General features: G+C 63.6%; 16 protein-coding genes. 10 read left to right on the top strand and 6 right to left on the bottom strand.

All coding sequences use genetic code 11. The features are described 5' to 3' along the window. Positions 1–5: 5 nt before the first annotated feature. Positions 6–260, bottom strand: a complete 255-nt coding sequence (locus AC54T3_RS04475) for a DUF4212 domain-containing protein (protein WP_496622684.1) — start codon at positions 258–260, stop codon at positions 6–8. A gap of 364 nt (positions 261–624) precedes the next feature. On the opposite strand from AC54T3_RS04475, the gene thrC reads away from it, so the two are divergent. Genes thrC through AC54T3_RS04460 form a run of 3 tightly spaced genes read left to right on the top strand, consistent with a single transcriptional unit; the run spans position 625 to position 3894 of the window. Beyond that, positions 625–2025 (top strand): threonine synthase, encoded by a 1401-nt coding sequence (thrC, locus tag AC54T3_RS04470; protein ID WP_496622683.1) that lies wholly within the window; start codon positions 625–627, stop codon positions 2023–2025. Then, on the top strand, positions 2022–3605 hold the full coding sequence (locus AC54T3_RS04465; protein ID WP_496622681.1) for a hydroxymethylglutaryl-CoA lyase-like TIM-barrel protein: 1584 nt from the start codon (positions 2022–2024) through the stop codon (positions 3603–3605). The genes thrC and AC54T3_RS04465 overlap by 4 nt, the downstream gene beginning before the upstream one ends. Positions 3606–3645: 40 nt before the next feature. Next, positions 3646–3894, top strand: a complete 249-nt coding sequence (locus AC54T3_RS04460) for a hypothetical protein (protein WP_496622680.1) — start codon at positions 3646–3648, stop codon at positions 3892–3894. Positions 3895–3965: 71 nt separating this feature from the next. On the opposite strand, the gene AC54T3_RS04455 is transcribed toward AC54T3_RS04460, so the two are convergent. Continuing rightward, positions 3966–4853 (bottom strand): alpha/beta fold hydrolase, encoded by an 888-nt coding sequence (locus AC54T3_RS04455; RefSeq protein ID WP_496622679.1) that lies wholly within the window; start codon positions 4851–4853, stop codon positions 3966–3968. A 96-nt stretch (positions 4854–4949) separates the two neighbouring features. On the opposite strand from AC54T3_RS04455, the gene AC54T3_RS04450 reads away from it, so the two are divergent. From AC54T3_RS04450 to AC54T3_RS04430, 5 genes are all read left to right on the top strand, one after another. Further along, positions 4950–5333 carry a DUF6394 family protein gene (locus AC54T3_RS04450; protein ID WP_496622678.1) on the top strand — a complete coding sequence of 128 codons (384 nt, stop codon included), beginning with the start codon at positions 4950–4952 and terminating at the stop codon, positions 5331–5333. Positions 5334–5371: 38 nt separating this feature from the next. Next, a complete protein-coding gene (locus AC54T3_RS04445; RefSeq protein WP_496622677.1) occupies positions 5372–7144 on the top strand; it encodes a potassium channel family protein in 1773 nt (590 codons plus the stop codon). 114 nt (positions 7145–7258) lie between these two features. Beyond that, entirely contained in the window at positions 7259–7810 is a 552-nt protein-coding gene (locus tag AC54T3_RS04440; RefSeq protein ID WP_496622675.1) for a hemerythrin domain-containing protein, read from the top strand. A 130-nt stretch (positions 7811–7940) separates the two neighbouring features. Next, entirely contained in the window at positions 7941–8996 is a 1056-nt protein-coding gene (gene hemH / locus AC54T3_RS04435; protein ID WP_496622674.1) for a ferrochelatase, read from the top strand. Positions 8997–9172: 176 nt separating this feature from the next. Continuing rightward, positions 9173–9607, top strand: a complete 435-nt coding sequence (locus tag AC54T3_RS04430) for a gamma-butyrobetaine hydroxylase family protein (protein WP_496622672.1) — start codon at positions 9173–9175, stop codon at positions 9605–9607. Between the two features lie 55 nt (positions 9608–9662). Here AC54T3_RS04430 and AC54T3_RS04425 read toward each other — a convergent pair whose 3' ends face one another. From AC54T3_RS04425 to AC54T3_RS04410, 4 genes are all read right to left on the bottom strand, one after another. Beyond that, positions 9663–9899, bottom strand: a complete 237-nt coding sequence (locus AC54T3_RS04425) for a hypothetical protein (protein WP_496622670.1) — start codon at positions 9897–9899, stop codon at positions 9663–9665. Between the two features lie 109 nt (positions 9900–10008). Further along, positions 10009–10830, bottom strand: coding sequence for an SDR family oxidoreductase (locus tag AC54T3_RS04420; RefSeq protein ID WP_496622669.1), 822 nt, complete (start codon positions 10828–10830; stop codon positions 10009–10011). Positions 10831–11209: 379 nt separating this feature from the next. Then, positions 11210–11785, bottom strand: coding sequence for a disulfide bond formation protein B (locus tag AC54T3_RS04415; RefSeq protein ID WP_496622668.1), 576 nt, complete (start codon positions 11783–11785; stop codon positions 11210–11212). 9 nt (positions 11786–11794) lie between these two features. Continuing rightward, entirely contained in the window at positions 11795–11950 is a 156-nt protein-coding gene (locus AC54T3_RS04410; RefSeq protein WP_496622667.1) for a DUF5993 family protein, read from the bottom strand. 68 nt (positions 11951–12018) lie between these two features. Between AC54T3_RS04410 and AC54T3_RS04405 the strand changes: the two genes are divergently transcribed. Together AC54T3_RS04405 and AC54T3_RS04400 are read left to right on the top strand one after the other, a co-directional pair. Beyond that, positions 12019–12171, top strand: coding sequence for a hypothetical protein (locus tag AC54T3_RS04405; RefSeq protein ID WP_496622665.1), 153 nt, complete (start codon positions 12019–12021; stop codon positions 12169–12171). Between the two features lie 49 nt (positions 12172–12220). Beyond that, the gene (locus AC54T3_RS04400; RefSeq protein WP_496622663.1) at positions 12221–12757 is read left to right on the top strand and encodes a Uma2 family endonuclease; all 537 of its coding nucleotides are present in this window, start codon (positions 12221–12223) and stop codon (positions 12755–12757) included. Positions 12758–13037: the final 280 nt, after the last annotated feature.

Here is a 13037-nt window from a genome sequence, read left to right as displayed (position 1 = left end):
GGCTCCTATTCTTCCACGTCGAATTTCTGATCGAGCCGGTTCATCCCGAACGCGTAGGTGAAGATCAGTATCAGGAATACGTAGATCGAGCCTTGCTGTGCAAACCAGAAGCCGAGCGGGTAACCGCCGAGATGGAATTGGTTCAGCGGCTCGACGAGCAGGATGCCGAGCCCGTAGGAGACAATGAACCAGAGGATCAACAAGATGCTTAAGAGGCGAATATTCGCCTTCCAATAGGCGGACCGGTTTTCAGGTGTCACCGTGATGTCCCTCCCTCAAGAGATGTGGAATGTGGAATAGGTGAAAGGGCGTGGCGGGTCATGCCTAGACTGCGCCAGCCTCCAACCCTATGTTGTTGGTGTCATGTGTACGCGCTGCCGAACAGCGTCCTTGCCTGTGCAAGCGGTCGCGCATTGTGTTGCTCGGTATAATCCCCTGTCAACGGCAAGGGGGCTGGGCGAAGGGGCTGAATCCCCCAGAAAAAGTCTCAATCTTGGCGTTGCCTTGCGCCGCGAGCGCGCGCGGGGGCTAGACGAAGCCTGTTGCGAGCGACGTCCCTTTTCACTACCTTGGCAGGCTAACGGCCGGGCGGCCCACGCCTCCCTCGAACCAGATTAGGATACGATGCGATACCTGAGCACACGCGGTGGTGTTGAGCCGGTCGGCTTTGCCGAGGCGGTGATGATGGGACTGGGGACCGATGGTGGGCTGCTGGTGCCAGAGTCCATCCCGCGCCTGAGCGGGGAGACCCTGGCGGCCTGGTCTCGGCTGAGTTTTCAAGAGCTTGCAGTCGAGGTGCTGGCGCCCTTCGTCGGCGCGGCGATGCCGCGCGCGGATCTGGTCGCGCTGGTCGAGCGCTCCTATGCGCGTTTCTCGCATCCCGAGGTGACGCCGGTGGTCGAGCAGGCGGGGCGGCAGTGGCTTGAACTCTTCCACGGCCCGACGGCGGCGTTCAAGGATGTCGCGCTGCAGCTGCTCGGCAACCTCTTTGAATATTTCATCGCGCGCGAGAGCGGCGTGCTGCGCATCCTCGGTGCCACCTCCGGCGATACCGGTTCGGCGGCGATCGATGGCGTGCGCGGCAAAGCCGGCATCGAGATCTTTATCCTGCATCCCAAGGGGCGCGTCTCGCCGATCCAAGAGCGGCAGATGACCACGGTGCTGGATGCCAACGTGCACAATATCGCCGTGCGGGGGACCTTCGATGACGCCCAGCGTATCGTCAAGGCCCTGTTCAACGATCTGCCGTTCAAGCGTGACTACCGGCTCGGCGCGGTCAATTCGATCAATCTCGCCCGCATCCTGGCGCAGACCATCTACTACTTCTACGCGTGGGGCCAAATCAGCGGTGGCGATCTCGAGCGCCGCGTCAGCTTCTCGGTGCCGACGGGCAACTTCGGCGATGTCTTCGCCGGCTGGCTGGCCAAGCGCATGGGGTTGCCGATCGATCGCCTGATCATTGCCACCAATCGCAACGACATCCTCAGCCGCTTCGTCTCCAGCGGGGTCTACCGCGCCGGCGAGGTCTATCACACCCTGAGTCCGGCGATGGATATCCAGTTGGCTTCGAACTTCGAGCGCTATCTCTACTATCTGCTGGACGAAGACCCGGCGGCGGTGCGCGCGCTGCTGGCCGAGATGGAGCAGACCGGGCAGCTCCAGGTCGATGGCGAGCGGCAGCGCCGTGTCGCCGAGGACTTCGACGCGCGCGCCGTCTCCGATGCCGAGACGCTGGCCGAGATCCGCCGTGTCTATCAGGCGGGTGGCTATATCCTCTGTCCGCACACCGCTGTCGGTGCCCGCGCTGCGGCCGATCACGCCGATGCGGTGGTGCTCGCGACCGCGCATCCGGCCAAGTTCGATGTCGCGGTGGTCGAGGCCATCGGCATCGAGCCCGCGCCGCCACCGCCATTGCGCGGCCTGCTCGAGCGCGAGACGCGCTGCGTCGAGCTGCCGGCCGAGGCCGAGGCGGTGAGTCGTTTCATGCGCGAGACCCTAGACACCTCGGCTCGAGAGCATCCGTGACCCCAGACGACCAACGCATCCTGATCCTTGATACCACGCTGCGCGATGGCGAGCAGACGCAGGGGGTCTCCTTTTCTCCCGATGAGAAGGTGAATATCGCCAAGGCGCTGCTTGAGCTGCTGCGTGTCGATCGCATCGAGGTCGCCTCGGCGCGGGTCTCGGAGGGCGAGCTGGCGGCGGTGGCGCAGATCATCGACTGGGCGCGTACGAAAGGACTCGATGGCCGCGTCGAGGTGCTCGGCTTCGTTGATGGCGGGCGCAGCGTCGATTGGATTCGGCGCGCCGGCGGTCAGGTCATCAACCTGCTCGCCAAGGGCAGCGAGAAACATTGCCGCACCCAGCTGGGCAAGACCCCCGAGCAACATGCCGAGGATGTCCGCGCCAACATCGCCATCGCGCGCGAGCGCGGCCTCGCGGTCAATCTCTATCTCGAGGACTGGTCGAACGGCTATGCCGACAACCCGGCCTATGTCTACGCGCTGATCGAAGCGCTCGCCGAGACGGGGGTCGGGCATTTCATGCTGCCGGATACCCTGGGCGTGATGACGCCCGAGCGGGTGTTCGCAGCGATCTCGGACATGATCCGGCGCTTCCCGGACTGCCGGTTCGATTTTCATCCGCACAATGATTATGGCCTGGCCACCGCCAATGTCTTCGCTGCCGCTCAGGCCGGTGCCGCAGCGGTGCATTGCACGGTCAACTGCCTGGGGGAGCGCGCGGGCAATGCGTCGCTGGCCGAGGTGGTGGTCAATCTCCGCGATCAGCTCGATCTGGAGATCGGCATCGACGAGAGCCATCTCGGCCGTGTGAGCGAGCTGGTGCAGTACTTCTCGGGCAAGCGCATCGGCGATAACGCGCCCATTGTTGGCGACGATGTCTTCACCCAGACCGCCGGTATCCATGCCGATGGCGACAACAAGGGTAGCCTCTATCACACCAAGCTCTCGCCGGAACGCTTCGGGCGTCGGCGCGTCTATGCCCTTGGAAAGCTCGCTGGTAAGGCATCGCTGGCGAAGAATCTGGAGCGCATCGGCATCACGCTCTCAGAGGAGAATCAGCGCAAGGTGTTGAAGCGCATCGTCGAACTCGGCGATTCGAAGAAAACCATCACCGCCGAGGATCTGCCGTTCATCATCGCCGAGGTGCTCGAGAGCAAGGACTACAGCCACGCCGAGCTGATCGCCTGCAATGTCTCCTCGAGCTATGGGCTGGAATCCACCGCCAGCATCAAGCTCTGCTTGCGCGGGGAGCATCTGACCGCCACCGGCAGCGGCAATGGCGGCTTCGATGCCTTCAACAAGGCCTTGGCGCGGGTCGTCAAAACCCAGGGGTTGAGCCTACCGGCGCTGGTCGACTACGAGGTCCGCATTCCGAAGGGAGGACGCACCGATGCGCTCACCGAGTGTACGATTAGCTGGGCCGATGACCGTGGCACCTTCAAGACCCGGGGCGTCCACGCGAACCAGGTGTTCGCCGCGATCGGCGCGACCATGCGGATGCTGAATCTGGTGATCCATTGGTCGCTGAAACGCCAGCGCGATCTGGCCGATGCCAAGGCCGCTGCGGAATCCGCCGCCTGACGTTCTATCCCTCGACGGCCCTTAACGCTCCTGCTCCCCGATGAAAAAGAAGCCGAATCTCATCTTGTTTTCCCTGTTTTGGTCGCTGGTGCTGGCGTTGGGCATGACCCTGATCGGCTTCCTGCACCAGGCGCCGGTCGACCTCAGGGAAGCCGCTGCGGGTGGCGTGGTCTGGTCGCGGGTGGTCTTTCTGTTCCTCGGTTGGTTCGGCTTCTCGATGATCGTGATGCTGATCGGGTCGCTGCTCTATGTCGGCAGTACCCGATGGCGGTCTCGCGTGAAACGCTGAGGCCGGCCGCTAGGTATCAGGGGAGGGCCGGCCCGTGGCCCCGCATATCGCGAGGTATAGGCGCGCCGAGGTCAAACAGTGGCCCAAAAGCGATCCAGCGCCGCGAACAAGGCCTCCGGTTGTTCCCACTGCGGTAGCCCGCGATGCGGTCCGAGCGTCTGCTGTTGCCAGTTCGCCTGCCGTTCCACCAGATTCGGCAGGCGATCGAAGGTGACATAGGGATCGCGGTCGGCGATCGCTAGCACCGGCGGTGTCTTCACGCGTGCGTAGAGCTTGGTTGCGGCCTCGCGCGTGAAGAGCTGCGTCGAGAGGAAGATCAGCGGTGCGTGGTGGGCACCAGGTTGATGCGAGGTGGCGTAGGCATAGTCCAAAAGATCCCGAGGTGGCTCCCCCTGGAAGGATTTGCCGAGATAGTGGCGGATGCTGCGGCGCGAGGCCACCAGGTCGTAGAGCCCCTGGCTCCAGAGCCGCGCGCCGATCACCCCATGCACGGCCCGGCCAACGAGCTGGGGCGGCAGACTCCGCTCCGAGAAGCCCGTCGGTGAGATCAACACGAGCGAGGCGACGCTCGCTGGCGAGCCGAGCGCCGCGCGCGCCGCGAATTCGGCGCTCAATGAGAGCGCGAGGACATCCGCCGGTGCTTGAACCACCTGTTCGAGCAGCGCCCGGATCGCATTGGCGTAGAGTTCGGCGGAATAGGCGCGCTCACTGCGCTCGGAGTGACCGAAGCCGGGCAGGTCGATGCTGTAGACCGGTCGGCGGCCGGCGTAATGCTCGAACAGCGGCTTGACCTCGTAGGTGCTCGGGGCCGCGTTGATGCTGTGCACCAAGACGAGAGGCCGGCCGTCGCCGCGCGTGTCATGGTAATAGGCGATACGCCCGGCCTGCTCGGTGCGGATGTGATCGCGCGGCGCATCGACAGCTTCAGGTAAGGGCAGGGGCACGGATGATTGACTCATGGCAGACAGACGCCTGTTCGCGGATGGCAAGCTGGAAAAACCCGATAGGATACGCGTGATCAGCGAGACTGTCCGCGCCCACCGAGGAAGCCCATCATGAATCCCGAGAAGGTTGTCTTTGGATTCTTCATCCTGCTTGCCCTGACTCTGAATTTCGGTTTCGTCTATGGCGATGTCGATAATCACGCGCATCACCATGCCTGGGAGTTCGCGTCAGTCTTGGTGGTTAACCTGATCGCGACCGTGCTCAAGCTCGGCGACCGCTCGCAGATGGGCGCGGTGCTGCTGGCGACAAGTCTGGTGGCGATCCTGCAGTTGATCGCCGGCGCGGTGATCTGGACCGTTGCGGTGCATGCCTCGGCGGACGGTTTCACAGCAGGTTCACTGTCGAGCGTGGTCTCGCTCGCGGCCGGTGCCATGGTGGCCAATGTGGTCTCGGTGATCCTGCTGATCATCGAGACGACGATGCTGCGGCGCTGACCGACCCGCGCGCCAGCGAGCCGAGCGGAGAGTCCACAGTGGACAGCATCATCTTCCTCGTCCTGCGGCGCATGCGCGCGCCATTGCTGACGCTGATCGTGCTGTACTCGATCACGATCATCGGCTTGGTGCTGATCCCGGGCCAGGATGCCGATGGCAATCCCTGGCATCTGAGCTTCTTCCACGCCTTTTATTTCGTCAGCTACATGTCGACGACCATCGGCTTTGGCGAGCTGCCACAGGACTTCAGCGATGCGCAGCGGATCTGGGTGACGCTGTGTATCTATGCCACCGTGAGCGGCTGGCTCTATTCGATCGGCGCGATGATCACGCTGTTGCAGGACAAGGTGCTGCGTCGCACCATGGAGGAGCATCGTTTCAGCGCCCGCGTGCGCGCCATCAACGAAGACTTCTATCTCGTCTGCGGTTACGGTCAGACCGGCAGCGGCTTAGTGCGGGCATTGACCGAGCACGGCCAGCGCGCCGTCGTCCTGGATAACAATCCGGAGCGCATCGATCTGCTCAAGCTCGAGTCCTTGCGCGAATTCGTGCCCGCGCTGCGCGCCGATGTGCGCCGCCCCGACACGCTGCTGCTGGCTGGGCTGCGCAGCCCCTATTGTGCCGGCGTCCTGGCCCTGACCTCGGTCAACGAGGTCAACCTGAAAGTGGCGCTCGCGGCCAAGCTGATGCATCCGGATGCCAAGGTCATCTGCCGGGCCGACTCGCACGATGTCGAGGCCAACATGGCCTCGTTCGGGACCGATCATATCTATGATCCCTTCGATATCTTCGCGCGTTATCTGAGCACCGCGATCGACTCGCCCTGCCTCACCGCCCTGCAGGAGTGGCTCGCTCAGTTACGCGGCGCGATGATGCCCGAGCCGATCTATCCGCCGGCCGACGGACTCTGGATCATCTGCGGCTATGGGCGTTTCGGCAAGGCGCTCTATGCCCATCTGGCCGAGCAGGACGGCATTGAACTGATGGTGGTCGAGATGCAGCCCGAGCGCACCGGGTTACCGCCAGGGCCGCTGATCAAGGGGCGCGGCACCGAGGCGGTGACCTTGGAGCAGGCCGATATCCACCGCGCCGTGGGGCTTATCGCCGGCACCGACAATGACGCCAACAATCTCTCGATCATCATGACGGCGAAGGATCTCAACCCCGGTCTTTTCACCGTGGTGCGCGAGAACCAGTTGATCAACAAGGAGCTGTTCAAGGCGGTCGAGGCCGATATCCTGATGCATCCGAGCTTGATCGTGGCGCAACGGATCCAGACCCTGCTCAGCGCGCCGCTGCTCAATGAATTCGTCAGCGCGGCGGATAAAGAGCCCGATAGTTGGTCTTGCGAACTGGTCAGCCGAATCATCGCCTTGGTTGACGCGAAACCGCCGATCCTCTGGGAGCTGCGCATTGACGCGAGCGTTGGGCAGGCCGCGAGCCTGCTTGCCGCGCAGGGTCATGCGCCAACCCTTGAGGATATACTGCGCGATCCCCGTCACCGATCGGACACGCTGCCGGCGATCATCCTCGTCCATCAGCGCGCGGGCGAGCATCGGCCGCTGCCGACACTCGATCAACCGCTGCGCGTGGGCGACAGGCTCTTGTTGTGCGGACGGCTTGGGGCACGCGATTGGATGCAGTGGACGCTCAACAATCCGGACGTGCTGGCCTATGTGGTCACCGGCGTCAAACTGCCGCGCGGGTTGGTCTGGCGCTGGTTGCGCCGCCGCTGGCCGCAGACCTGGGGCAGCGCGGAAGAACACGAGAAGGGATATGGCGAGTCGTCGCGGCACGACCATGGTCCCTGATGTGGCTGCGTGCCGAGCAGTGCGGGCGCGCTATCATGCGGCCAGCGCCGAGCCGATAAACGCGCAGGCGAATCCTGGCATCCGATGTGCCGACCCCCCAACGAGGTGGCCCGAATGAACGATCTAGTGGAGCGTCTCGGTCAGGATCACCGACGACTCGCGCAACTGCTGAACCTGCTCGAGGGACTGCTCGATGAGTTTCGCGATGGTCTTGAGCCTGATTACGAGCTGATGTGCGAGTTGATGGAATACCTGATCGATTACGAGGATCAGGTTCATCATCCGAGCGAGGATCTGATCTTCGAGCGGGTTCTGGCGGAAGTCGGCCCCGGCCACGCGGTGCTGACCCAACTGATGCAGCAGCATCAGAACATGATGCAACTCAATCGGCGCTTTAAGGAGTCGCTTGAGGGCATCGTGCACGAGGAGGTTCTGCGCCGCGATGAGGTCGAGCGCCAGGGGCGTGCGCTGATCGCACAACTGCGTGAGCACATGCAGGTAGAGGAAGAGCGGGCCTTTCCGCTGGCGCTGACCTGTCTGTCCGACGCGGTCTGGTCGGAGCTGCTGGCGGCGGCGCCGAATGTCGAGGATCCTGTGTTCGGCCAGAAAGACCCCGAGCGCTTTCGCATGATCTACAAACAGTTGAAGCTCGGGCGAGACGGCTGAGCCCGGTTTCCGAGGGCGATGGAAACCGGTGCGAAATTGCGTAATCCGGTTGAAACAAGGGCTAATACGCGCCAATCTGTGGAGTTGGTCATAGGCATTAGGAAAAACGCGTCACCCATGTGGGGCTTCGATGAAATATAAGAGCGTCGTCGGCTTCGAGCACGACATGTCAGAGCACCTAGGCGTGTTGATGTTGAACCTCGGAACCCCGGAGGCCCCAACGCCAACCGCCGTGCGCCGTTATCTGTCGGAGTTCTTGAAGGATCCGCGCGTGGTCGAGATTCCACGCCCGATCTGGTGGCTGATCCTGCATGGCGTCATTCTGCGGGTGCGCCCAAGCCGCTCGGCCAAGGCCTATCAGGCGGTCTGGACCGACAAGGGCTCGCCGCTGCTCGACGTGGCCCGGCGCCAAGCGGCCGGCCTGCAGGTGCTCTTGAGCGAGCGGTTTGGGGCCAACGTCCACGTTGAGCTGGGTATGCGCTACGGCAAGCCCTCGGTCCCCGAAGCCCTCGGTCGTCTCAAGGGTTTGAATGTGCGCCGATTACTGGTGCTGCCGCTCTACCCGCAATACTCGGGGACGACCACGGCCTCGACCTTCGACGCGGTCACCAATGAGATGACCACCTGGCGTTGGCTGCCCGAGCTGCGCTTTATCAACCATTACCACGATGAGCTGGGCTATATCGACGCCCTGTGCGACAGCATTCGCGCCGCTGCCGCCGAGAAGGGCGAGCCGGAGCGACTACTGTTCTCGTTCCACGGCATCCCGAAACGCTACTTCATGGCTGGCGATCCCTATCATTGCCATTGTCACAAGACCGCGCGCATGGTCGCCGAACGCTTGGGGCTCGATGACGATCGCTGGATGGTGTCTTTTCAATCGCGGGTGGGACGCGATGAGTGGCTACAGCCCTACACCGATGAAACGCTGAAGCTGTGGGGTGCCGATGGCGTCGAGAGCGTGCATGTGATCGCGCCTGGCTTCTCCGCCGATTGCCTCGAGACGCTTGAGGAGATCGACGTCGAGAATCGCGGCTACTTCATCGACGCCGGTGGCAAGGAGTACCACTACATTCCCTGCCTCAACGATGATCCCTCCCATCTCGAGATGCTGGCGGGGCTGATCGAGCGTCATTGCAGCGGCTGGCCCGAGGTCGAGCGACTCGCGCACGCGCAAGCCGCTTGAGCCCGCGATCCCTCGGCGGCTGCAACCTTGAGCCGTGCGAACGGGCGCGAATGGCGGCACAACGGGTTGCCATGCCGCACTGGCCGCCGTGCTAGCGCACGGTCGCTGCATTGCAAACCCGGTTGGCGTCCGCATCTGACTCGGCAGACTTGAAGCCTTCCCGGAGTTGCCGACCGATGGAACAGCATCCGCTGCCGACCGAGATCAATCTGCATCAGCAATCGCGCATCCTCGAGATCGCCTACGACGATGGCGCGCGCTTTCGCCTGCCCTGCGAATACCTGCGCGTCTATTCGCCCTCGGCCGAGGTGCGTGGTCATACCCCGGACCAGGCCAAGCTGCAGATCGGCAAGGAGGCGGTCAACATCACCGATCTGCAGCAGGTCGGCAGCTATGCGGTGAAGATCGTCTTCGACGACGGTCACCGCTCGGGCCTCTACGACTGGCAGTACCTCTACAAGCTCGGCTGCGGCTGGCAGCCGTTGTGGCTCGACTATCTGGATCGGCTGAAAGACGTCGGCCGCTCGCGCTCCGCGCCCGATCCATTCGAGGTGCTGCGCCAGCGGGGCGAGGCGCCATCTGCGTTGCCGGGTGTGCATTCCGGGGTCTGATGGTTCCTCCGGCTCCGGCTGCTGCATTGACCCTTAGTGCGCGACTGAGGATCAGTCACCCCAGAAACACCTTGCTCGCCGGATAGCCAACCCGGACCTTGGCTGCGTGGCAAGGAAGAAGCCGAGCGTCAGCGGGCCGACGCGCCCGATGAACATCACCGCGATGATCACCGCCCAGTGTTCCCACGATCATCAGCTTGGTATGCAGCGAAAAGCGGCGCCAGCCGCGCTTGCCGTAAAGCTCTGTGACGACGACGAAGCCGAGGCCGCCGAAGATGAAGAGTGCTGGCACGACGAGGTTGATGATCGGGTTGCCGACCCAGTGCGACAGGTCGGTCGGGCGGCCGTGCGCCGCGATGGCGACGACCTGATACTGGTGGCCTATGGCAAGGCCGTCGGCATCAGCCGACCCCCGGACGCGGCGTCGCCGGGGACCCGGCCAGGATACCGCCGTCGATGGTCAGCTCACTGCCGGTCATGTAGGCCGCCTCGTCCGTGGCCAGCAGCAGCGCGATCGCGGCGACCTCCGCCGGGGTGCCGAAGCGGCGCAACGGCGTGTCCCAGGCGAACTCGCGCAGGCGCTCCTCGCGCGAAGGGCCCTGGCCGAGCACCGGCTCCCACATTGGGGTCAGGATCGCGCCCGGATGGATCGAGTTGCAGCGAATCGCCAACCCCTGTTCGGCGCAATAGAGCGCGACACTCTTGGTATGATTGCGCACTGCGGCCTTTGATGAGGCGTAGGCTGCGGCCCCGGCGATGCCGACCTGACCGGAGCGCGATGAGATATTGATGATACTGCCCCGGCCCGCCGGGCGCATCGCGCGGATCGCGGTCTGGCAGCCAAGAAAAACACCGTCTAGATTGGTGCGGTGCACGGCATGCCAGTCTGCGAGCGTAATGTGCTCCGGGTCCTGCGGGCCGGTGGCGCCGTCGGTTCCGGGCTCGAACCCGGTGATCCCGGCATTGTTGACCAGCACGTCGAGCCGCCCCCAGTGCTCCATGGCCCAGGCCAGCGCTGCCGCCCAGTCGGCCTCCTCGCGCACGTCCAGGTGCCGGTAGACCGCGCGCTCACCGAGGGCCGCCGAGGTCGCCTCGCCCAGCGCGTCATCGTGATCTGTTAGCAACACGCGGGCGCCCTCGGCGATGAAGGCGGTCGCGATGGCTGCACCGATCCCGCGGGCGGCACCGGTAATCAGCGTGAGTTTGTCGGTCAGTCTGGGCATGGTTTGCGCTCGTGCTCCTTCCCGTTGTTGTCGTTATCGTAATCGCAATCAACCGTCTCGATGGTGCAAGCGTTGACCGCTGCCCCGCCGCACGGCGTCGGCATGCGCGACAATGATCCGGTCATGCATGGCCCTGAGGCTGGGTTGGTGAATGCGACCGACTAGACCAAGCGGCCCCGAGCGCAGGCGCTCTATCCATGATATGCCGTCAACATGCTGCGGCGGGGCTGACGGAGGACGCGAGCGGTGCAGTTGCGCGCGAACTGACCTCGGCAGGTGAGCCTGTTGCGTTCGCCACCGCGCGCAGTTGCTGCTCATCGAGTAACGGGCCGTCCAGCTCATAGAGCAAATGGCCCCAGAGCCGGTCGAGCTGCGGACCTTAGCGCAACACCCCCTTGAGTGCCTCGAAGGCCTCGTAACCCTCTGGGTCGTCGGGGCAAAGTCCGCCACCGCATTCGGCTAGGGTCGAGAGGCCGTTCATCAGCGCGAGCAGCGCGAATAGGATCAACGCGAATCGCGCCAGCCGTCCGTGCACAGGCGCTTCCGGCCGGCCCGCTTCCGGGGCGGAGAACTGCCGTTCGAAGGTGAGTACGAGGGCGGCGCCAGCGATGATCAAGGCGAACAGGATGAAGGCCCAGGTGTAGAGGTGAAGCCCGAGTATCGGCGCACCATAGGCCCCAGTACCGGGGACGACATGCAGCGCGACCTGGCGGAGTGCGACAGCCGCTCCCGCCATCGCGCCTAGGATCACCACCGCGTAGTGAGAGGTCCTGATCCCAACCGCAAGATTCAGCGCGAGACCTGTCCCGGCCAGGACAAAGCCAGCGCGCTGAAGGATGCAAAGCGGACAGGGGAGTTCATTGAGTAAGAACTGATCGGCGAACGCGATCAACAGGACAGCGCTAATCGCGAGCAGACCGAGCGCATTGAGCTGGCGTGCGAAATGAGGTGACATCACGAGGCCTCAGAGGGCGATTTGAAGCGCGTCGGTTGCATGCATCCGAAATAGCGCCAGGGTTCCGACGATCGATACCAGCGCAAGGCCGAGCGCGATGCGCCGGTAGCCCATCCAGGCACTCACGACCGAGAAGAAGACGCCGAAGAAGGGGAGACTCATCATTGGCGGACACTGGCAGCAGTTGGACAGACATCCAGTATCGCCGGCTTCCACGCAAAATGCGATCACGGATGCCGCGATTCCAGCGCTGGCCATCGGCACCCACCACTCGCCCAGAGCAGCGCCTGCGGCTGTTCGTCCGAGAGGCGCTTGGCGACGAACAGGCCCAGGTGCCGGACCAGGGCACACCGCCGGGCCTTGCCTCAGCCGGTCAGCCGGTTTAATAATCCGTATCAGCTGGCTCGCCGGAATAGTCTCGCTGGGAGCTTATGGATGTCCCTGACCGCCATCGTTGAACACTACCGCATCGAGGACTATCGCCGTTGGGAGGGCGATTGGGAGCTTATCCGTGGCATTCCGCTGGCGATGTCGCCCTCGCCGGGGATCAGTCATCAACGCGTCGCGCGGCGCCTGTTGCATCAACTCGATGCGGCCCTCGACGGCTGCCCAGACTGCGAAGTTCTCCATGAGATCGATGTCGAGTTTGCCGATGACACGGTCACGCGTCCGGACGTGATCCTGATCTGCTTTGCGCCTAATGGGGAGCGGATCACGCGTGCGCCGGCGCTGATTGCAGAGGTCGTCTCCCCCAACACCGCCCGCCGGGATGAGCAGACCAAGTTCGATCTCTATTGCGAGGAAGGCGTCGCGTACTACATCTTGCTCTATCCCAGCCAAGCCAAAGCAAAAATCTATCAGCTGGTTGATGGTCGCTACCGCAAGGTCGGGGATTTCCAGCACGAAACCTGCCCCATCACGCTGTCCCGCTGCACGATCAATCTGGATGTGTCGCGTCTTTGGGGCGAATGACCTGCCTGCGATCTGCGGTCATGGCCGTGTCGACGACATCTTGCATCGTCACCGAAACCCTTGCTTGGCTCCGGAGGTTCACCGAGTTGAGCAGCAATCCAGCCAGGATATTCCGTCGCCACTCACCAATGGAAACCGGGACGGCGGTTTCGGTGCCGCGTCTGGTCACCACCTGCGGTCCTTCGCTCACGCAAGCATCCTTCGGGTTACCGCAGGGCCATGGTTTGACCTAATATTCGGGTCGGGGCCGCCGGTCCGGCCGCTGGCCCCGAGTCCTTCA

The sequence above is a fragment of the Halochromatium sp. NSM3 genome, from assembly GCF_059621085.1.
The sequence above is the reverse complement of the archived record's forward strand: the minus strand, read 5'-3'. Positions and strand labels throughout refer to the sequence as shown.